The organism is Pseudomonas sp. P4_C3 (assembly GCF_056402075.1).
This window is the reverse complement of sequence record NZ_JBFUIC010000002.1, coordinates 139781-157941: the sequence shown is the minus strand read 5'-3', so window position 1 is coordinate 157941 and position 18161 is coordinate 139781. Positions and strand designations below refer to the sequence as shown.

Here is an 18161-nt window from a genome sequence, read left to right as displayed (position 1 = left end):
CCCACAGGGTTGGATGTGCGAACACTATCCAGTGTGGGAGCGAGCCGGCTCCGGGCGGCGTTCCGACGATGACTGACCTCAAAACCCCGCAGAACTACTTCTTGGCAGCAATCATCGCCATGAACGCCGGCATCGCCGCTTCCCTGTCCGCCGCCACTCGCTGAACGTTCGGGTTTTCCCCCAACCGCTGCAACAGCGCCTTGGCCGCCGGCAGCTCGGCCAACAGATCGATGTCAAACAACTTCTTGGCGACCCCACACGCCAGCGGCACGCTGAACAGGAAATACAGATCCGCCACGCTCAAGCTGTCGCCAGCCACGTAAGGGCTGAATTTGCCGTGCCGGCCCAGGGCTGCCATCCCCAACAACAGTTCGGCCTTGGTTTTTTCCTTGATCGCTTCCGGTACGGTCATGCCGAAGAATGCTTCGCCGTAACAGGCCCGCCCCGGCAATTCGATATACAGCTCGATCTCTTTGGCCAGTGCCAGCACCTGCGCGCGTTCGAACGGATCGCTCGGTAGCAGCGGCGTGCCGTTCTGACTTTGCTCGATGTATTCGAGGATCACGCTGGTTTCATTGATGAAGCCCTGTTCTACGTGCAACACCGGGACCTTTCCGCGGGGGCTGATGGCCAGTGCCTCGGGGCTGGTGCCGGCGTAAAACGGTACTTCTTCGAAAGGCAGACCTTTTTCCAGCAGCGCCAGCTTGACCATGTTGTAGTAGTTACTGACGGAGAATCCATAAAGCTTGATCATCACAAAGCCTCCAGACCATGCGGGGTGGGCAGTGCCTGTTTATAGAACGCTGCCGGGATTCTTGCCAGCAGCATCACGCGGTTGAATGCGGGTAAACTGACCACCTTTCCCTGAGGAGCCTGCCATGAGCGAGCTGAACGATATCGACAACGACGAAGAAGAGTTCGCCGAAAGTACCCTGATCCAGGCCATCGAAAACCAGATCGAAAGCGACAACCCGCCAGCGGCCAAGGCGACGTTCAACAAGCTGACGCTGGTGGGTTACGAGCGGGAAGAAATCCTCAACTTGATGGCTCACGTTTTGGCGGTAGAAATCGACGCGATCCTCGAAGAAGACCGCGCGTTCAACACCGAATGGTACGAAGCTGCACTGCGTGCATTGCCCGAGCTGCCGCCGGAAAAGCAGTAAGCCCTACCCGCTCCCTGTAGGAGCGAGCTCGCTCGCGAAAAACCCGAGAGCGCCGCGGGGCGTCAGGTTTCCAGCGTCATCGTTGATGACCTTCGCGAGCAAGCTCGCTCCTACAGAGAAAAAAACCCTGTCGCGGGCACTGGACATGCCGGACAAGCGGGTTCACCTTAGGGGCGCTGTCGTCCAATTCCTAGAAAGTCTGGAGTCCTTATGTCGCTTACCCCTGAGTTGGTTGCCGAACTGGAAGTCCTCGCACTCTTCAACCTGGACAGTTCCCAGGAAGGTCTGAAAATTCATCAGACCGCTGCCCCGAAACACATTGCCGCCGCCAAACGCCTCTTTGAAAAAGAACTGACCGACCAGCCTGATGGCGGTTACCTGACCAGCCTGGGTCGTGACGCCGCGCAAAATGTGCAATCCGTGCTGACCATTCTTAACGCCGAAGTAACAGCCTGAATTCTGCCGCATCGCCCACGGAGACCCCGAGCCAGGGATTTCCGCGGGCACATTCCCCTGATTTCCGTCTCCAGCCGATAGAATTCTGACGCCAGAAAAAATCAGCTTAAAGGTCCTCGCCTCAAGACGCTAAACTGCCCCTCATCCGAAGAGCCCCACGTCCGAGCCCTGCGAGCCGGTTTGAGCTGACATGACCCGCAACCATGAAATCCGCCCCGATCTGGACGAGGGAATCGACCGCAAGGTTCTCAGCCAGTTGCGCGCACGCTTTCTGAAACTCAACGAAGGACGCATGGCTCGCGCCATGGAAGGGTTGTCGACCCGCCAGCAAGAGGTCCTGACCTTGCTGCCGCTGTTTTTCCACGTGAACCATCCGCTGTTGCCCGGCTACGTTTGCGGCAGTACGCCGGCCGGGCTGTCGAATTTCGAACCGGATGCCAATGTCCTCGCTGAAGCCCAGCGCCTGACCCGATCGTTTTCCTACAAACCGCGCCACGGCAGCAACCCGCCCCGGCCGATTCACGGACTGTTCCTGATGGGCAGCCTCGGCACCCTGGCTCAGGCCGACCAGAGCGACATGGATGTGTGGGTCTGCCATGGGCCGGACCTGACCGAGAACGAACTCGCCGAACTGCACAAAAAATGCCAGTTGCTGGAAGTCTGGGCCGCCAGCCAGGGTGCCGAGGCGCACTTCTTTCTGATCGACCCGACCCGTTTCGTCCGGGGCGAGCGCGATACCCAGCTGAGTTCGGAAGATTGCGGCACCACCCAGCACTACCTGTTGCTGGACGAGTTTTACCGCACCGCGATCTGGCTGGCCGGACGTACACCGATCTGGTGGCTGGTGCCGGTCTACGAAGAGTCGAGCTACGACCGATACACCCATACCTTGATCTCCAAACGCTTCATCCGCGCAGATGAAACCCTCGACCTCGGCAACCTGGCCTTCATCCCGCCCGGTGAATTTATCGGCGCCGGGCTCTGGCAGTTGTTCAAGGGCATCGAGTCACCCTACAAATCGGTACTCAAGCTGTTGCTGACCGAGGTTTACGCCAGTGAACACCCAAGGGTCCATTGCCTGAGCCTGCGCTTCAAACAAGCGGTATTCGCCAACCGGCTCGACCTCGACGAGCTGGACCCGTATGTCGTGGTGTACCGGCGCATCGAGGAATACCTGGTCGCCCGCAACGAACCGGAAAGGCTGGAGCTGGTGCGTCGCGCGCTGTACCTGAAGGTCAATCGCAAACTGACCGGCAGCAGCCGCACCCAGAGCTGGCAACGCTCTTTGCTCGAGCGCCTGGCCCGCGAATGGCACTGGGACCAGCGCCAACTGGCCCTGCTCGATAGCCGCAGTCAGTGGAAAATCCGCCAGGTCAGCTCCGAGCGGCGGGCGCTGGTCAATGAACTGAACTACAGCTACCGCTTTCTCACACAGTTTGCCCGTCACGAACAAACGGTCAGCCGCATCAACAAGCGCGACCTGAGTGTCCTCGGCCGTCGCCTGTACGCCGCGTTCGAGCGCAAGGCCGGCAAAGTCGAGTTCATCAACCCCGGTATCGCCCCGGACCTGGCTGAAGACACCCTGACGCTGGTGCAGGCACCGAACAGGAAAGAACCGGGGCAAAGCCAGTGGGGCTTGTACAACGGCAACCTGACGGCGCTGGAGTGGGAACATTTCGCGCCGATCAAACGCAGCCGCCACTTGCTGGAACTGTTGACCTGGTGCCACCGCAATGGCGTGATCGACAGCAGTACCCGCCTGGCCTTACACCCCGGCACCAGCGACTTGAGCGAATTCGAACTGTTCAACTTGCTCCGCAGCCTGCAACAGACCATCGCCCTGCCCTTGCCCACCGTCGCCGAAGAACCGCTGCTGCGCGCCAGCGTGCCGAGTGAAGTGCTGATTCTGGTGAATGTCGGCATCGATCCGCTCAAGCACCATCGCGACCTGAACATCCTGATGACCACCGAGCGCACCGATTCCCTGAGCTACGCCGGTGTCCGGGAAAACCTGGTGCTGACCCTGGACCAGGTCACACTCAACAGCTGGAATGAAGTGCTGGTCGGTCGCTACGACGGCCCCCACGCCCTGCTCGACTGCATCCGCGATTACCTCAACAACCTGCCGGCCGGGCCACATCAGCCGAAGCTGCGGGTACGTTGCTTCTGCCATAACCGCGCGCAGTTCATTGCCCAACGGGTGGAGGAAATCCTCGATACTGCGCAGAACCTGCTGTTGAGCCGGCTCAATCATCGCTACCTGATCCAGGTCCAGCAGCACTACCACGTGTTGGAGTTGGTGCCCGGCCAGGTCCAGCACATCGCGCTGGCCACTCTACCGGCGCTGATCGATTACCTGGGCGAGGAAATGGCCAGCTACAGCCCGTTGCACCTGGATCCGAAGGCACTGGAAGACCACGACCTCGCGCTGCTCCTGCCGACGGGCCAGCCGGACTGCATACAAGTGTTCTATCGGGTCAACGAAAATCAGGCCGATCTGTACGTGCTCGATGAGTTCAATGCCCTGTGGCAGCAACGCCTGCCCTGGCACGACGAGCAAAGCCTGCTGGTGCCGCTGCAACGTTTCCTGCAATCGATCCAGCACCGTCGCGATACCCTGTTGCCAATGGATGCTGCCCACCCCTTGAACCTCGACACCCTGTATTGCCAGTTGCTGCCGTCAGGCCCTGGCCGGGCGCGCCGCATCGAAGCCCGACCGGTACCGCAGACACCGGTGAACAAGCCGCTCTACGACGTGCAGGCGATCGTCGGCAAAGCCGCACCGGGTCAGGTGCAGGTCACGCTGTATTGCAATCAACGGGAGTTTTCCGAGTTGGAGCATGGCGACCAGCTGTTCAGCGTGGTCGCCCGGGAAATCGTCGGGCAGCGCCGGGAAACCGAACGCTACCGCTGCTACATCACCGACCTCGACCTGTCAGGCCTGGTCGGCGAAGGTCAGAGTTCCACCCATCTGTACCTGCGCTACAAAGCCGACCTGGAGCACGCGTTGAACGAGGCGCTCGATCAGGTCTGAGGGGGTGTCACTCGGGGAACGCGCCGCCATTGGCCGGCTGCGATTCGACTTCCAGCAGCGTCAGCTTCAGGGTCTTGCCGCCCGGAGCCGGCCAATCGATATGCTGACCAACCTTCAGGCCAAGCAGCGCGCTGCCCACCGGCGCCAGGATCGAGACCTTGCCTTCGTCGGCATTCGCATCCTTGGGGTACACCAGGGTCAGGTGGTAGTCCTTGCCACTGCCTTCTTCTCGACAATGCACACGGGAATTCATGGTCACGACATCCGCCGGCACTTCATCGTGGCCGACCACGGTATCAGCGCGATCCAGTTCGGTTTGCAGCGCAATAACGCCCGGCAGCGTCTCGTCCAGGCTGTCGATCAGACGCTCCAGACGCTGGACGTCCAGACGGGTAAGGGTGATGGAAGGTGCGGTCATGATCTGGGCAGACTCCTTTCTTCTGCACGAAAAAAGCAAAACCCCGCCAGAAAAAGGCGGGGTTTTCATAAGCCTCGGTGGGTTGAGGCGTTTCCGGACACTATCACAGCTCAAAAAATATACAAGCCGCCACGCGGCGGCGTAGGAGCTGCCGCAGGCTGCGATCTTTTGATCTTGTTCTTCGGCAATCTTCAGAGCTGCCAAAAGATCGCAGCCTTCGGCAGCTCCTACAGAGCGCCAGCCTTGCGATTCGAAGCCTGCGCGCAAATCACCCGCCGACGTTCGTCATCGGCCGAACGCCACTCACGAATATCTTCGACATGACGAAAGCACCCCAGGCAGACTTTCTGTTCGTCCAGCCGACAGACACCGCTGCAGGGCGACGGCACCGCCAGGCTGACATTGCTGTAGAGCGGCTTGGGCGCACGGACAGGCGCAGGCTGAGTCACGATCTCACAGGCCTTCGAAATCGAGCTCGACGCCAGCCTGTTGCTGGACGATACGCTCGAGCATTTCACCCAACTGCTCTTCGCTCTTGTCGCACATCCAGCGCTCGCTTTCTTCGTCGTAGTCGAAGTGGAAACCGCCGGAAACCGCTGCCAGCCACAGCTGACGCAGCGGCTCCTGGCGACTGAAGATCAACTGGCTGCCGTTCTCGAACTTGACGGTCAGCACACCGGCCGAGCTCTCCAGATCGATATCCAGATCGCTGTCGTCAAAGATGTCCTCCAGGGTTTGCTGGGTGGCATCGACCAGGTCATGGAAACGCGCTTCGGACAAACTCATTACGGCAACCTCAAAAAGTGTCTGATCAGGCTCAAGCGCCGCAAGATACGACCGAGCCCCGTCGATTGCAAAGGATAACGCCCAGTTGCCTAACTGTGGGAGCGAGCTTGCTCGCGATGGCGGCCTCACATTCAACATCAATGCGCCTGTTATGGCCTCATCGCGGGCAAGCCCGCTCCCACAGGGTTCGATGTGCTTGCGGCCAAGCCCCGCCAGACGGGCGGTCCGCTGCATAGGCAAGCTGCCGGGTGGCCGGTATACTCCGGCGCAATTAATGCATTTTCAAGGATTTCGCCATGAAGCGCCTGATCTCCTCCCTTGCTGCGCTCCTCGCGGTTGCCTGCCTGCTGTCTGCCTGCGGTCAAAAAGGCCCGCTGTACCTGCCTGACGAAAATCAGGACCCTGCCGAGCAGGCCAAATCGTCACAGCAGCAGCCTGCCTCCAAAGCACACAAGCACGACGTCTACCAATAAGGGAACCTCATGGACGCTTTTAACTACCGTGACGGTGAACTGTTCGCGGAAGGTGTTGCCCTCTCTGCAATCGCCGAGCGCTTTGGCACACCGACTTACGTTTACTCCCGTGCACACATCGAAGCCCAATACCTGGCTTACGCCGATGCACTGGCCGGCACGCCGCACCTGGTGTGCTTCGCGGTCAAGGCCAACTCCAACCTGGGTGTCCTGAATGTCCTGGCGCGTTTGGGCGCCGGTTTCGACATCGTCTCCCGTGGCGAACTGGAACGCGTACTGGCCGCTGGCGGCAGCGCCGACAAGATTGTGTTTTCCGGCGTCGGCAAGACCCGTGACGACATGCGTCGCGCCCTGGAAGTCGGCGTGCATTGCTTCAATGTCGAATCCACCGACGAGCTGGAACGCCTGCAAGTGGTCGCCGCCGAACTGGGCGTTAGCGCGCCGATTTCGCTGCGCGTGAACCCGGATGTCGATGCCGGCACCCACCCGTACATTTCCACCGGTCTCAAAGAGAACAAGTTCGGCATCGCCATCGCCGACGCCGAAGACGTGTACGTGCGTGCCGCGCAGCTGCCGAACCTGGAAGTGGTCGGCGTCGATTGCCACATCGGCTCGCAACTGACCACCCTGCCGCCGTTCATCGACGCTCTCGACCGCCTGCTGGGCCTGGTCGACCGCCTCGGCGATTGTGGCATCTACCTGCGCCACATCGATCTCGGTGGTGGCCTGGGCGTGCGATACAAGGACGAGGAGCCGCCACTGGCTGCCGACTACATCAAAGCCGTGCGTGAACGCCTCGACGGCCGCGACCTGGCGCTGGTGTTCGAGCCGGGCCGCTTCATCGTGGCCAATGCCGGTGTATTGCTGACCCAGGTCGAGTACCTCAAGCACACCGAGCACAAAGACTTCGCCATCGTCGACGCCGCGATGAACGACCTGATCCGCCCGGCGCTGTATCAAGCCTGGATGGACGTCACTGCCGTGCGCCCGCGCAATACCGCTGCTCGCGCCTACGACATCGTCGGCCCGATCTGCGAAACCGGCGACTTCCTGGCCAAGGATCGTCAGTTGGCACTGGAAGAAGGCGACCTGCTGGCCGTGCATTCGGCCGGTGCCTATGGGTTTGTCATGAGCTCCAACTACAACACCCGCGGCCGTACCGCTGAAGTGTTGGTGGACGGTGATCAGGCATTTGAAGTGCGTCGCCGTGAGACGGTAGCCGAGTTGTTTGCTGGCGAAAGCCTGCTGCCGGAGTAAAAACATGCTGCTGCGTTTTACCAAGATGCACGGCCTGGGCAATGACTTCATGGTCCTCGACCTGGTCAGCCAGCACGCACATATTCTGCCCAAGCACGCCAAGCAATGGGGTGACCGGCACACCGGCATCGGTTTCGACCAGTTGCTGATCGTCGAGGCGCCGAGTAACCCGGACGTGGACTTCCGCTATCGGATCTTCAACTCCGACGGTTCCGAAGTGGAACAGTGCGGTAACGGTGCGCGCTGCTTCGCCCGCTTCGTACTGGACAAGCGCCTGACCGCAAAACGGCAGATCCGCGTCGAGACCAAAAGCGGCGTCATCGAACTGGACGTGCGAAACGACGGCCAGATCGGCGTCAACATGGGCGCCCCGCGTCTGGTGCCTGCGGATATTCCGTTCCAGGCGCCGGAGCAGGCCAAGAGTTATCAGGTCGACGTCGACGGCACCCCGGTCGATCTGGCTGCCGTGTCCATGGGCAACCCCCATGCCGTGCTGCGGGTCAGCGATATCAACAATGCGCCGGTGCATGAACTGGGGCCGAAAATCGAACATCACCCGCGCTTCCCGGCACGGGTCAATGTCGGTTTTCTCCAGGTCATCGACCGGAGCCGCGCGCAGTTGCGCGTCTGGGAGCGTGGAGCCGGGGAAACCCAGGCCTGCGGAACCGGCGCCTGTGCCGCCGCAGTGGCCGCGATCAGCCAGGGGTGGATGGATTCGCCGCTATTGATCGACCTGCCAGGCGGGCGTCTGTCCATCGAATGGGCAGGCCCTGGCCAACCGGTGATGATGACCGGCCCGGCAGTGCGCGTATATGAAGGACAAGTGCGTCTTTGAGTGAGCGAAATCCATGACCGACAAGCCTCAGGTACCCGCACGACAAGCTGACGAATCACCGTCCGAAAGCCTGGAGGCGGCGGCTGTTGCCGCCTACCTGGAGGCTCATCCGGACTTCTTCGTCGAGCACGAAGAACTGCTCCCGTCCCTGCGTATTCCCCATCGACGCGGCGATACCGTGTCGCTGGTGGAACGACAGATGACGATCCTGCGCGACCGCAACATTGAACTGCGTCATCGCCTTTCGCATTTGATGGACGTGGCCCGGGACAACGACCGACTGTTCGACAAGACCCGTCGCCTGATCCTGGCGTTGATGGATGCCGCCAGCCTGGAAGACGTGGTGATGTGCGTCGAAGACAGTCTGCGCCAAGAGTTCCAGGTGCCCTTCGTCAGCCTCATCCTGCTCGGCGACAACGCCATGCCGGTCGGCCGCTGGGCCACTCACGCCGAAGCACAAGTGGCCATCGGCGGCTTGCTCTCGGAAGACAAAAGCGTCAGCGGCAGCCTGCGCGAGCACGAACTGGACTTCCTGTTCGGTGAAGAACAGCGCAAGCAGATTGGCTCCACCGCGGTCGTTGTCATCAGCCACCAAGGCATCCACGGCATCCTGGCCATCGCCAGCCGTGATCCGCAGCACTACAAAAGCTCGGTGGGCACCCTGTTCCTGAGCTACATCGCTGAAGTCATGGGTCGCGTGCTGCCACGGGTCAACAACTCCCTGCGCTCGGTACGCTGAACATGGAACGGCAACTGGACGCTTACTGCGAACACCTGCGCAGTGAGCGGCAAGTGTCGCCGCACACGCTGTCGGCCTACCGCCGCGACCTCGATAAAGTGCTGGGCTGGTGCGTCAAACAGAGCATCGGCAGTTGGGCGGCGCTGGACATCCAGCGCCTGCGCAGCCTGATTGCCCGTTTGCACGCCCAGGGCCAATCGTCCCGCAGCCTGGCGCGATTGCTGTCGGCCGTTCGCGGGCTCTATCACTACCTGAACCGCGAAGGTCTGTGCGACCACGATCCGGCCAATGGCCTTGCGCCGCCGAAAGGCGAACGCCGCCTGCCGAAAACTCTCGACACCGACCGCGCTCTGCAACTGCTTGAAGGCGGGATTGAAGATGACTTTCTGGCGCGTCGGGACCAGGCGATTCTCGAGCTGTTCTATTCCTCCGGCCTGCGGCTGTCGGAGTTGACGGGGCTCAATCTCGATCAGCTCGACCTGGCCGACGGCATGGTCCAGGTGCTTGGCAAAGGCAGCAAGACTCGCCTGCTGCCGGTAGGCAAAAAGGCCCGCGAGGCGCTGGAACAGTGGCTGCCTCTGCGGGCCATGACCAACCCGGCAGACGATGCGGTGTTTGTCAGCCAGCAAGGCCGGCGTCTCGGCCCGCGGGCGATCCAGGTGCGGGTCAAGGCTGCGGGTGAGCGCGAACTGGGGCAGAACCTGCACCCGCACATGCTGCGGCACTCCTTCGCCAGCCATTTGCTGGAGTCCTCCCAGGACCTGCGCGCGGTGCAGGAACTGCTCGGCCACTCGGACATCAAGACCACGCAGATCTACACCCACCTGGACTTCCAGCATCTGGCAGCGGTCTACGACAGCGCCCACCCACGGGCCAAACGCATGAAAGGCGACGATTCATGAGTATTCAGTTGATCACCTTCGACCTCGACGACACCCTGTGGGACACCGCCCCCGTGATCGTCAGCGCCGAAGCCGTTTTGCGTGAATGGCTGACCGAGCACGCGCCCAACCTTGGGGCAGTGCCGGTGGAGCACCTGTGGGCTATTCGCGAGCGTGTATTGAGCAACGAGCCAAGCCTCAAGCACCGCATCAGCGCCCTGCGTCGGCGAGTGCTGTTCCATGCGCTGGAAGAGTCCGGTTACGGACATCACGAGGCGTCGGATCTGGCGGACAAGAGTTTTGAAGTGTTTCTGCACGCTCGCCATCAGATCGATGTGTTTCCGGAGGTCGAACCGACCCTGGAAATCCTCGCCAATCATTACGCCCTCGGCGTGGTCACCAATGGCAATGCCGATGTGCGTCGGCTGGGGCTGGCGGACTACTTCAAGTTTGCGTTGTGTGCCGAAGACATCGGCATCGCCAAACCCGATGCGCGACTGTTTCATGAGGCGTTGCAACGGGGTGGTGCGACCGCTCAAACGGCGGTGCACATCGGCGATCATCCGGGTGATGACATTGCCGGGGCGCAACAGGCCGGGTTGCGGGCAATCTGGTTCAACCCGGCAGGCAAGGTCTGGGAAGCAGAACGACTGCCGGATGCGGAGATTCGCAGCCTGACCGAGCTGCCGGCGTTGCTGGCGCGGTGGAATACCGTTTAGTTTCGAGGGTGATTTCACAAAGATCGCAGCCTTCGGCAGCTCCTACAGAAATTTGCGTATACCTGTAGGAGCTGCCGAAGGCTGCGATCTTTTGCTTTTCCATGAGGCACGAAAAAGCCCGCAGCGACGGCGGGCTTTTTCAGCAAGCGGGTAGCAGGCTCAGATAGGCCGGCTGCCGTACTTGTTGTCCGGCTTCTTGGGCGGATCGGCGACCACATTGGCCTCCACTTCCTGCACCTTGCCACCCTTGGCCAAAAACTCCTCCATGGCCCGCGCGAGAGCATCGCGTTCCTTGTTCTTGGCTTCGACACTCGGCAGCTCATCGACCGATACCGCTGCCTTGGCCTTGCCTTTGGCGGTCGGAACCGGCGCATCACCGCCGTCGTCTTCAGCGACGTCTTCCGCCGCTGCTTCCAGACCTTCTTCAGTTTCGTCGTCGCCTACTTCGAGGTCGTCGTTTTCCAGATCATCGTCGCTCATGTTCTACCTCATGACTTGCGAAAAGCAGATTAGTTATAGCCCAGCTTTGCCCTCTGTCGAAGGCTGCCGGAAAAAAATCAACAGCCGCTGCTGACCAGCGGTTATGCCTCTTCACCGTGCACGGTGGCGAGGACTTTGCGGGCACCGCCATGATCACGGTGCTCGCCCAGGTAAACGCCTTGCCAGGTCCCCAACGCCAGCCGGCCTGCCGAAATCGGCAAACTGAGCTGACAGCCAAGCACGCTGGCCTTGAAGTGCGCCGGGAGGTCGTCCAGGCCTTCGTCGTTATGCTCATAGCCGTCTGTTCCTTGTGGGATCAGACGATTGAAAAATCGTTCGAAGTCGCGACGTACCGCCGGATCGGCGTTCTCGTTGATGGTCAACGACGCCGAGGTATGCTGCAGCCACAAATGCAACAGACCGACCCGACACGCCTTGAGTTCAGGCAGGCCGGCGAGTAACTCGTCCGTTACCAGATGAAAGCCCCGAGGCCTCGCCCGCAAGGTAATCAGAGTCTGTTGCCACATACAGTTCTCCGCACGTTCGGGGCGCATTCTAGCGCGCTCTGGGAAAAAACAAAGGCCCTAATATTCCTTCAATCCTGTAAGCCTTCGACCGCACAAAAACACCCGGCGCAAACATCGCAAAACCTGTAGGAAAAAACCATTCAGCTGTTCCTCCAACGACAAATTTCAGACAAAAAAATGCCCGGCAAGCCGGGCAAGTTTTTTATGCGCGTGCTTACAAGTTGTAGCCGCGTTCGTTGTGAAGCGCCAGATCGATGYCGACCGCTTCTTCTTCTTCGTTAATGCGCAGGCCCATGACCGCATCCAGCACCTTGAGGATGATGAATGTGGCGATCGCGGTGTAGATCACCGTGAAGCCCACGCCTTTGCACTGAATCCACACTTGTGCGGCGATGTCGGTGACGGTGCCGAAGCCACCCAGGGACGGCGCTGCGAACACACCGGTCAGGATTGCGCCGAGGATACCGCCGATACCGTGCACGCCGAAGGCGTCCAGGGAGTCGTCATAGCCAAGCTTGCGCTTCAGGGTGGTGGCGCAGAAGAAGCACACCACACCAGCCGCCAGACCGATTACCAGCGCGCCCATCGGGCCAACGGTGCCGGCAGCCGGGGTGATTGCCACCAGACCGGCAACCACGCCCGAAGCGATACCCAGTGCGCTAGGTTTGCCATGGGTGATCCACTCGGCAAACATCCAGCCCAGCGCCGCAGCGGCGGTAGCGATTTGCGTCACCAGCATCGCCATACCGGCGGTGCCGTTGGCCGCAGCGGCGGAACCGGCGTTGAAACCGAACCAGCCGACCCACAGCATGGCCGCGCCCATCAAGGTGTAACCGAGGTTGTGCGGCGCCATCGGCGTGGTCGGGAAGCCCTTACGCTTGCCCAGCACCAGGCAGGCAACCAGACCGGCCACACCGGCGTTGATGTGCACCACCGTGCCACCGGCGAAGTCCAGAACACCCCAGTCCCACAACAGGCCGCCGTTACCGGACCAGACCATGTGCGCAATCGGCGCGTAAACCAGGGTGAACCACACGCCCATGAAAACCAGCATCGCGGAGAACTTCATCCGCTCGGCGAAGGCGCCGACGATCAACGCCGGGGTGATGATCGCGAAGGTCATCTGGAAGGTGACGAACACCGCCTCGGGGAACAGCGCCGCAGGACCGGTCAGGCTGGCAGGCGTGATGCCGGCGAGGAATGCCTTGCCCATGCCGCCGAAGAACGAGTTGAAGTTGATGACGCCCTGCTCCATGCCCGTGGTGTCGAACGCGATGCTGTAGCCATAAATGACCCACAGGACGCTGATCAGACCAGTAATGGCGAAGCACTGCATCATCACGGAAAGAATGTTTTTCGACCGGACCATACCGCCGTAGAACAGCGCAAGGCCGGGAATGGTCATGAACAGCACCAAGGCTGTAGAGGTCATCATCCAGGCGGTATCGCCGGAGTTGAGGACGGGTGCCGCCACTTCGTCTGCCGCCAAGGCAAGGCTGGGCATTACGATGGACAACAGGGCTCCTAGCCCTGCGAATTTACGCAGAGTCATATTGTTTTCTCCTGGGGCGTTGGGTTTGTGGCGGCTTAGATAGCGTCGGTATCGGTTTCGCCGGTACGGATGCGAATCGCCTGTTCCAGATTGACCACGAAGATCTTGCCGTCACCGATCTTGCCGGTGTTGGCAGCCTTGGTGATGGCCTCGATTACCCGGTCCAGATCCTTGTCGTCGATGGCGACGTCGATCTTCACCTTGGGCAGGAAATCGACCACGTATTCCGCGCCGCGATACAGCTCGGTGTGACCCTTCTGCCGACCAAAGCCTTTGACTTCAGTGACGGTAATGCCCTGCACGCCGATCTCGGACAGCGACTCGCGTACGTCGTCCAGCTTGAACGGCTTGATGATGGCAGTGACTAGCTTCATGAAAACTCTCTCCCGAATTGGTGAACTTGCCCCAGGAAAACAAACCCGTCTCAAGTCTAAGCGCAGTGCCTGGCTTTGTAACGCATCGTCGGCCTTACCTGCCCGTTCGACGCCAGCTAACCGCTCCTCACGAAGCACTCCCCCGTGTTTCGCTTGGCGCACTGCATTCGTCACAGCGACTGCATCAGTGCATGGGTCACCAGCATCTAAGCAGAAACCTTGCCATCTCCACAAAACTCATAGTTTTCAATCTTTTGCCGGCAGATGTCCGCCATATCGCAACAACACTCGCCGGGTTACGCACAATAACGGTGCGACGCCGTCCGTCCCCATGCGCGAAAAGTGTGCGCCCTTCGCCTGCGCAAAGAACTATAGACACTGCGTGATACACTGCCCGCCATTGTTTCCAGGACATTGCCCATGCTCGCGCCCAAAGACTTCCTCGACGCCCTCACCGGCACCGCCTCCCGCCTCTTCAGCGGCGACACGCCTCTGCCGAAAGCAGAAATCGAAAGCCAATTCAAAATGTTGCTGCAGAGCGGCTTCAGCAAACTGGATCTGGTGAGCCGGGAAGAATTCGATAGCCAGATGGTTGTATTGGCACGCACCCGGGCACGGTTGGAAAGCCTAGAGGCGAAGGTGGCGGAGTTGGAAGCGAAGCTGAGTCCGCCGACCGAGTAACTCATCAATCCTGATTTGAAATACAGCCCCTGTAGGAGCTGCCGAAGGCTGCGATCTTTTGATCCTAAGCCCCGCAAAAATCCCGGCAACGTCCTACAAACATCACACCGCCGTCCGATTGCGTCGCTAAGCGCCGATTCCTAAGCTCATCCCGGCTGAACATTCAGCACTGGGTTTGGCGACCTGGAAGCTTAAGGCGCACGACGACCATCCGAAGGCGGGAAATACTCCGCCACATCGAGTCATGGCGGTTGTGCGTGGGAGATCTTCGGATCTGCCGGGTTCCTTTTGCTCCGGTTCGCCAACCCGCGTACAACTGCCACCCAATTGTTTGGCGACAATTACTGGCAGCCCTTAAGCAAAAGGAGCTGTATCAATGAATAGCGATGACGCTTACCTGATCCCTCACGTCTTCACCCGCCACAAACTCCACCTCCATGCACTTCTCCTGCAAAACCAACCCTGGTTCAGCGCCCGCGACCTCGGCCGCCTCCTGCGCCTCTACCTCGACGAACGCGCCGTCCGGAAACTCGATCCCGACCAGCGTCAAACCGTAAAAATGCTCATCCACGGCAGCATCGAAAACACCCTTCTGATCAGCGAATCCGGCGTTTACGCATTACTGGTCTATCACTACTGCCCCGAATACCGAGCCTTACGCGAATGGCTCACCCACGAAGTCGTTCCCGCCCTGCGAGACGCCCAACACCCTGCTGCAATCGAGCGCCCACAACTGAGCCTGCTCAATTGGCCGGAAATGTCGTTGAGCTTGCTGCACTGGAACAACCAGCCGTGGATTCGGCTGCAGGATGTGCCGCAGATGATGACAGAGCGGGAGCAGGCAAGACGCCCGGTAAAACCGTGGTGGAAGCGGGCTTCACGGGTCTTGCAGTCGCTTTGAATATTTAACGTTCAACCACGCTCGATCCAGGCTGAGCGCAGTTCGTAGGTCGATTGCAGATTCAGCCAGAAATCGGGTGTGGTATTCAGGTGGATGGATAGCTTTTGCGCCAGACCAACACTGACACCGCTCCGCTGATTCACAACATCGCTTATTTCCGCCCCTGGTTCGTTCAGCGAGCGAGCCAGAGCATTGGTTGTAATGCCCAGACGCTTCAGAAACTCCTCACTTAGAACTTCACCAGGATGAATCGGCCGCATTCCATTCTTGTTCATTCACGCCTCCTACGGTTGCATTCAGCGAGATCATAAGCAGCAACCTTCCTCAGGCAAGACCATCCACGCTCTTTCACCGACGTCCTTCATCTTTCTAGGCACGGTCCTACAAAAACCAGCTCTCCGGCCTGATTTATCACTCCGCACCCGTTCGTTTACGCTTTTCGCCTTGATATTCGATAGACGTAAGCAATGAGAAGAAAAGGGAAAGGCACGGACCTTCGTAACCAAACTCTTAAATCAAACGCGCGGAAGCTCGCCTACAAAACATTCATTAAGAAAATCGCGCCTCGTGCATTAAAAATTGACGTATCCGCTGTCAGGTTTGAGCCCATTACTGCAGCAGCGATAGAAAAAAGTCATTTTTGGGAAGGAGTAGCAATCTACCCGTGGGATTACATCCCAGACTGGAAGCGCAAAGATGCCAAGGGTTTGGATTTGGCAATTTGGTGTGAGCAGAGTCTTTGTGGCTTGTGCTATGCAACCCCGCGAAGGAGCACTATTTGTTTGAAGGTGGTTCTTTTGCAGGGGAATCCAGATAAATCCCATCCGCTTCGTGGCTTGATTGCTCCAATCGCATTACTGGCCGCAGATTTCTATGCGCGTATGCTTGGGTGCAGAGAGATCGAAATCCAGGATCCTGATCCGAACGTTGTTTTTTACTATCGAGAGCTCGGGTTCGACTTTGACCAGACCAACCGCCTTGTCATCTACTTGAGCGACCAATAACATCAAAACAAACATCCAATCGCACGAGGTGTGTATGAGCCCCAAAAAGCGAAAGGCGAAGCTGCTACAAATTGCTGAGTTGCACGCGGAAGCGCTTCGCTTGGCTGGAAGTTTATCAGCCAATCAACAACGCTTTATTGAAGTTGCCATCGCGCACGGCAGAGAACTTGAACCTCCAGGCCTGCTTGCCGGTAAAAGAGCTTGAATCTGCCCCCCAAAAAAACCGCCTGACTGGCGGTTTTTTTGTCTGCCAATCATCCGACGATGGCTGGCAACATCCTGCGAAAGTTCACCTTCCCTCCCGCCACGCAAAATTCCCATCTTCTGACTACCCTTGAACAACCCGCAGGAAGCGGCCCCCGTTTAGCTCAAGGAACGACCATGTCCCTCTCCATCGTCCACAGCCGCGCCCAGGTCGGCGTGGAGGCGCCAGCCGTTACTGTTGAAGTCCATCTGGCCAATGGTTTGCCGTCGCTGACCATGGTCGGCCTGCCCGAGGCGGCGGTGAAGGAAAGCAAGGATCGGGTGCGCAGCGCGATCATCAATTCGGGGCTGCAATTTCCGGCGCGACGGATCACGTTGAATCTGGCGCCCGCGGATTTGCCCAAGGATGGCGGGCGGTTCGATCTGGCGATTGCCCTGGGGATTCTCTCGGCCAGCGTGCAGGTGCCGACGCTGACACTGGATGACGTGGAGTGCCTGGGGGAGCTGGCGCTTTCCGGTGCAGTGCGGCCCGTCCGTGGGGTGCTGCCGGCGGCATTGGCGGCGCGCAAGGCCGGGCGCTGGTTGATGGTGCCGCAGGCGAATGCCGAGGAGGCTTGCCTGGCGTCGGGGTTGAAGGTCATTGCAGTGGACCATCTGCTGCAGGCAGTGGCACATTTCAATGGGCACACGCCCATCGAGCCTTACGTTTCCAATGGTTTGCTCTACGCCAGTAAACCCTATCCCGACTTGAATGAAGTTCAGGGGCAAATGGCAGCCAAACGCGCGCTGCTGATTGCGGCAGCGGGTGCGCATAACCTGCTGTTCAGCGGGCCACCAGGTACGGGCAAGACACTTCTGGCGAGCCGATTACCAGGGCTGTTGCCACCCTTGGCCGAAAACGAAGCACTGGAGGTCGCGGCGATTCAGTCAGTCGCCAGCTGTGTGCCGCTGAGCCACTGGCCGCAGCGACCGTTTCGCCAGCCACATCACTCTGCATCAGGTCCTGCACTGGTCGGTGGCGGCTCGAAACCGCAACCCGGCGAAATCACCCTCGCCCACCACGGTGTGCTGTTCCTTGATGAACTCCCGGAATTTGATCGCAAGGTACTGGAGGTACTGAGAGAACCGCTGGAATCCGGCCACATCGTGATTTCCCGCGCCAAGGACCGCGTGCGCTTCCCGGCTCGCTTTCAACTGGTCGCTGCGATGAATCCCTGCCCCTGTGGATATCTTGGCGAACCGAGCGGCCGCTGTTCCTGTACGCCGGACATGGTGCAGCGCTATCGCAACAAACTGTCGGGGCCGCTGCTGGACCGCATTGATCTGCATCTAACCGTCGCACGCGAAGCCACGGCGTTAAATCCTGCGTTAAAACCCGGTGACGACACTGCCACCGCCGCCGAGTTGGTTGCCAATGCACGAGAACGGCAACAAAAACGCCAGGGCTGTGCCAATGCATTTCTCGATTTGCCGGGCCTGCGCAGACACTGCAAGTTATCCACAGTCGACGAAACCTGGCTGGAAACGGCGTGTGAACGGCTGACCTTGTCGCTGCGAGCGGCCCATCGACTGCTCAAAGTAGCGCGCACTCTGGCGGACCTTGAACAAGTCGATGAGATCAGACGCGAGCACTTGGCCGAAGCGCTGCAATATCGGCCAACAACACTCTAGTCAGCA

General features: G+C 59.7%; 23 protein-coding genes. 14 read left to right on the top strand and 9 right to left on the bottom strand.

Annotation, left to right across the window (positions count from 1 at the left end):
* Positions 1–94: 94 nt before the first annotated feature.
* On the bottom strand, positions 95–754 hold the full coding sequence (locus tag AC1DVH_RS01230) for a glutathione S-transferase family protein (RefSeq protein ID WP_477752297.1): 660 nt from the start codon (positions 752–754) through the stop codon (positions 95–97).
* 124 nt (positions 755–878) lie between these two features.
* On the opposite strand from AC1DVH_RS01230, the gene AC1DVH_RS01225 reads away from it, so the two are divergent.
* The 3 genes from AC1DVH_RS01225 (at position 879) to AC1DVH_RS01215 (ending at position 4653) form a co-directional block, all read left to right on the top strand.
* Complete coding sequence (locus tag AC1DVH_RS01225; protein WP_007992234.1) at positions 879–1163, top strand: hypothetical protein; 285 nt, start codon at positions 879–881, stop codon at positions 1161–1163.
* Between the two features lie 210 nt (positions 1164–1373).
* Positions 1374–1619 carry a TIGR02647 family protein gene (locus tag AC1DVH_RS01220; RefSeq protein ID WP_007980796.1) on the top strand — a complete coding sequence of 82 codons (246 nt, stop codon included), beginning with the start codon at positions 1374–1376 and terminating at the stop codon, positions 1617–1619.
* A 190-nt stretch (positions 1620–1809) separates the two neighbouring features.
* Positions 1810–4653, top strand: coding sequence for a class I adenylate cyclase (locus AC1DVH_RS01215; RefSeq protein ID WP_477752296.1), 2844 nt, complete (start codon positions 1810–1812; stop codon positions 4651–4653).
* Between the two features lie 7 nt (positions 4654–4660).
* On the opposite strand, the gene rnk is transcribed toward AC1DVH_RS01215, so the two are convergent.
* The 3 genes from rnk to cyaY all read right to left on the bottom strand — a co-directional run bounded on the left by rnk (position 4661) and on the right by cyaY (position 5857).
* A complete protein-coding gene (rnk, locus tag AC1DVH_RS01210; protein ID WP_007992229.1) occupies positions 4661–5071 on the bottom strand; it encodes a nucleoside diphosphate kinase regulator in 411 nt (136 codons plus the stop codon).
* Between the two features lie 227 nt (positions 5072–5298).
* Positions 5299–5520: a DUF1289 domain-containing protein gene (locus AC1DVH_RS01205; RefSeq protein ID WP_477752295.1), complete on the bottom strand. Its 222-nt coding sequence runs from the start codon at positions 5518–5520 to the stop codon at positions 5299–5301.
* A 4-nt stretch (positions 5521–5524) separates the two neighbouring features.
* On the bottom strand, positions 5525–5857 hold the full coding sequence (gene cyaY / locus AC1DVH_RS01200) for an iron donor protein CyaY (protein ID WP_007980802.1): 333 nt from the start codon (positions 5855–5857) through the stop codon (positions 5525–5527).
* 296 nt (positions 5858–6153) lie between these two features.
* Between cyaY and lptM the strand changes: the two genes are divergently transcribed.
* From lptM to AC1DVH_RS01170, 6 genes are read left to right on the top strand one after another with little or no spacing between them, the layout of a single operon-like run.
* Complete coding sequence (gene lptM / locus AC1DVH_RS01195) at positions 6154–6330, top strand: LPS translocon maturation chaperone LptM (protein ID WP_477752294.1); 177 nt, start codon at positions 6154–6156, stop codon at positions 6328–6330.
* 9 nt (positions 6331–6339) lie between these two features.
* Positions 6340–7587 (top strand): diaminopimelate decarboxylase, encoded by a 1248-nt coding sequence (lysA, locus tag AC1DVH_RS01190; protein WP_477752293.1) that lies wholly within the window; start codon positions 6340–6342, stop codon positions 7585–7587.
* Positions 7588–7591: 4 nt separating this feature from the next.
* Entirely contained in the window at positions 7592–8422 is an 831-nt protein-coding gene (gene dapF / locus AC1DVH_RS01185; protein ID WP_150671962.1) for a diaminopimelate epimerase, read from the top strand.
* A 13-nt stretch (positions 8423–8435) separates the two neighbouring features.
* Positions 8436–9161: a DUF484 family protein gene (locus tag AC1DVH_RS01180; RefSeq protein ID WP_477752292.1), complete on the top strand. Its 726-nt coding sequence runs from the start codon at positions 8436–8438 to the stop codon at positions 9159–9161.
* Between the two features lie 2 nt (positions 9162–9163).
* The gene (gene xerC, locus AC1DVH_RS01175; RefSeq protein WP_477752291.1) at positions 9164–10063 is read left to right on the top strand and encodes a tyrosine recombinase XerC; all 900 of its coding nucleotides are present in this window, start codon (positions 9164–9166) and stop codon (positions 10061–10063) included.
* Positions 10060–10761 (top strand): HAD family hydrolase, encoded by a 702-nt coding sequence (locus AC1DVH_RS01170; protein WP_477752290.1) that lies wholly within the window; start codon positions 10060–10062, stop codon positions 10759–10761. The genes xerC and AC1DVH_RS01170 overlap by 4 nt, the downstream gene beginning before the upstream one ends.
* A 159-nt stretch (positions 10762–10920) precedes the next feature.
* On the opposite strand, the gene sutA is transcribed toward AC1DVH_RS01170, so the two are convergent.
* From sutA to glnK, 4 genes are all read right to left on the bottom strand, one after another.
* Positions 10921–11241: a transcriptional regulator SutA gene (sutA, locus tag AC1DVH_RS01165; protein ID WP_108217207.1), complete on the bottom strand. Its 321-nt coding sequence runs from the start codon at positions 11239–11241 to the stop codon at positions 10921–10923.
* Positions 11242–11342: 101 nt separating this feature from the next.
* The gene (locus tag AC1DVH_RS01160; protein WP_008015517.1) at positions 11343–11768 is read right to left on the bottom strand and encodes a secondary thiamine-phosphate synthase enzyme YjbQ; all 426 of its coding nucleotides are present in this window, start codon (positions 11766–11768) and stop codon (positions 11343–11345) included.
* 214 nt (positions 11769–11982) lie between these two features.
* On the bottom strand, positions 11983–13320 hold the full coding sequence (locus AC1DVH_RS01155) for an ammonium transporter (protein WP_477752289.1): 1338 nt from the start codon (positions 13318–13320) through the stop codon (positions 11983–11985).
* A 35-nt stretch (positions 13321–13355) separates the two neighbouring features.
* The gene (gene glnK / locus AC1DVH_RS01150) at positions 13356–13694 is read right to left on the bottom strand and encodes a P-II family nitrogen regulator (RefSeq protein WP_002555808.1); all 339 of its coding nucleotides are present in this window, start codon (positions 13692–13694) and stop codon (positions 13356–13358) included.
* Positions 13695–14114: 420 nt separating this feature from the next.
* Between glnK and AC1DVH_RS01145 the strand changes: the two genes are divergently transcribed.
* Positions 14115–14375, top strand: a complete 261-nt coding sequence (locus AC1DVH_RS01145; protein WP_477752288.1) for an accessory factor UbiK family protein — start codon at positions 14115–14117, stop codon at positions 14373–14375.
* A gap of 376 nt (positions 14376–14751) precedes the next feature.
* Entirely contained in the window at positions 14752–15276 is a 525-nt protein-coding gene (locus tag AC1DVH_RS01140; RefSeq protein ID WP_477752287.1) for a BRO-N domain-containing protein, read from the top strand.
* 11 nt (positions 15277–15287) lie between these two features.
* Here AC1DVH_RS01140 and AC1DVH_RS01135 read toward each other — a convergent pair whose 3' ends face one another.
* Complete coding sequence (locus tag AC1DVH_RS01135; RefSeq protein WP_477752286.1) at positions 15288–15551, bottom strand: HigA family addiction module antitoxin; 264 nt, start codon at positions 15549–15551, stop codon at positions 15288–15290.
* A gap of 192 nt (positions 15552–15743) precedes the next feature.
* Here AC1DVH_RS01135 and AC1DVH_RS01130 point away from each other — a divergent pair, with 192 nt between their 5' ends.
* The 3 genes from AC1DVH_RS01130 (at position 15744) to AC1DVH_RS01120 (ending at position 18155) form a co-directional block, all read left to right on the top strand.
* Positions 15744–16280 carry an N-acetyltransferase gene (locus AC1DVH_RS01130; protein ID WP_477752285.1) on the top strand — a complete coding sequence of 179 codons (537 nt, stop codon included), beginning with the start codon at positions 15744–15746 and terminating at the stop codon, positions 16278–16280.
* Positions 16281–16314: 34 nt separating this feature from the next.
* Positions 16315–16485 carry a hypothetical protein gene (locus AC1DVH_RS01125; protein ID WP_477752284.1) on the top strand — a complete coding sequence of 57 codons (171 nt, stop codon included), beginning with the start codon at positions 16315–16317 and terminating at the stop codon, positions 16483–16485.
* A 176-nt stretch (positions 16486–16661) separates the two neighbouring features.
* Positions 16662–18155 carry a YifB family Mg chelatase-like AAA ATPase gene (locus tag AC1DVH_RS01120; RefSeq protein ID WP_477752283.1) on the top strand — a complete coding sequence of 498 codons (1494 nt, stop codon included), beginning with the start codon at positions 16662–16664 and terminating at the stop codon, positions 18153–18155.
* Positions 18156–18161: the final 6 nt, after the last annotated feature.

Bases quoted from the DNA above. Each gene is read 5' to 3' on its own strand.
- AC1DVH_RS01170 (WP_477752290.1), top strand. From the start codon at position 10,060: ATGAGTATTCAGTTGATCACCTTCGACCTCGACGACACCCTGTGGGAC.
- xerC (WP_477752291.1), top strand. From the start codon at position 9,164: ATGGAACGGCAACTGGACGCTTACTGCGAACACCTGCGCAGTGAGCGG.
- AC1DVH_RS01140 (WP_477752287.1), top strand. From the start codon at position 14,752: ATGAATAGCGATGACGCTTACCTGATCCCTCACGTCTTCACCCGCCAC.
- lysA (WP_477752293.1), top strand. From the start codon at position 6,340: ATGGACGCTTTTAACTACCGTGACGGTGAACTGTTCGCGGAAGGTGTT.
- AC1DVH_RS01130 (WP_477752285.1), top strand. From the start codon at position 15,744: ATGAGAAGAAAAGGGAAAGGCACGGACCTTCGTAACCAAACTCTTAAA.
- AC1DVH_RS01120 (WP_477752283.1), top strand. From the start codon at position 16,662: ATGTCCCTCTCCATCGTCCACAGCCGCGCCCAGGTCGGCGTGGAGGCG.
- AC1DVH_RS01135 (WP_477752286.1), bottom strand. From the start codon at position 15,551: ATGAACAAGAATGGAATGCGGCCGATTCATCCTGGTGAAGTTCTAAGT.
- cyaY (WP_007980802.1), bottom strand. From the start codon at position 5,857: ATGAGTTTGTCCGAAGCGCGTTTCCATGACCTGGTCGATGCCACCCAG.
- AC1DVH_RS01180 (WP_477752292.1), top strand. From the start codon at position 8,436: ATGACCGACAAGCCTCAGGTACCCGCACGACAAGCTGACGAATCACCG.
- AC1DVH_RS01160 (WP_008015517.1), bottom strand. From the start codon at position 11,768: ATGTGGCAACAGACTCTGATTACCTTGCGGGCGAGGCCTCGGGGCTTT.
- AC1DVH_RS01220 (WP_007980796.1), top strand. From the start codon at position 1,374: ATGTCGCTTACCCCTGAGTTGGTTGCCGAACTGGAAGTCCTCGCACTC.
- AC1DVH_RS01215 (WP_477752296.1), top strand. From the start codon at position 1,810: ATGACCCGCAACCATGAAATCCGCCCCGATCTGGACGAGGGAATCGAC.
- dapF (WP_150671962.1), top strand. From the start codon at position 7,592: ATGCTGCTGCGTTTTACCAAGATGCACGGCCTGGGCAATGACTTCATG.
- lptM (WP_477752294.1), top strand. From the start codon at position 6,154: ATGAAGCGCCTGATCTCCTCCCTTGCTGCGCTCCTCGCGGTTGCCTGC.
- sutA (WP_108217207.1), bottom strand. From the start codon at position 11,241: ATGAGCGACGATGATCTGGAAAACGACGACCTCGAAGTAGGCGACGAC.
- AC1DVH_RS01225 (WP_007992234.1), top strand. From the start codon at position 879: ATGAGCGAGCTGAACGATATCGACAACGACGAAGAAGAGTTCGCCGAA.
- AC1DVH_RS01230 (WP_477752297.1), bottom strand. From the start codon at position 754: ATGATCAAGCTTTATGGATTCTCCGTCAGTAACTACTACAACATGGTC.
- AC1DVH_RS01125 (WP_477752284.1), top strand. From the start codon at position 16,315: ATGAGCCCCAAAAAGCGAAAGGCGAAGCTGCTACAAATTGCTGAGTTG.
- AC1DVH_RS01145 (WP_477752288.1), top strand. From the start codon at position 14,115: ATGCTCGCGCCCAAAGACTTCCTCGACGCCCTCACCGGCACCGCCTCC.
- rnk (WP_007992229.1), bottom strand. From the start codon at position 5,071: ATGACCGCACCTTCCATCACCCTTACCCGTCTGGACGTCCAGCGTCTG.
- glnK (WP_002555808.1), bottom strand. From the start codon at position 13,694: ATGAAGCTAGTCACTGCCATCATCAAGCCGTTCAAGCTGGACGACGTA.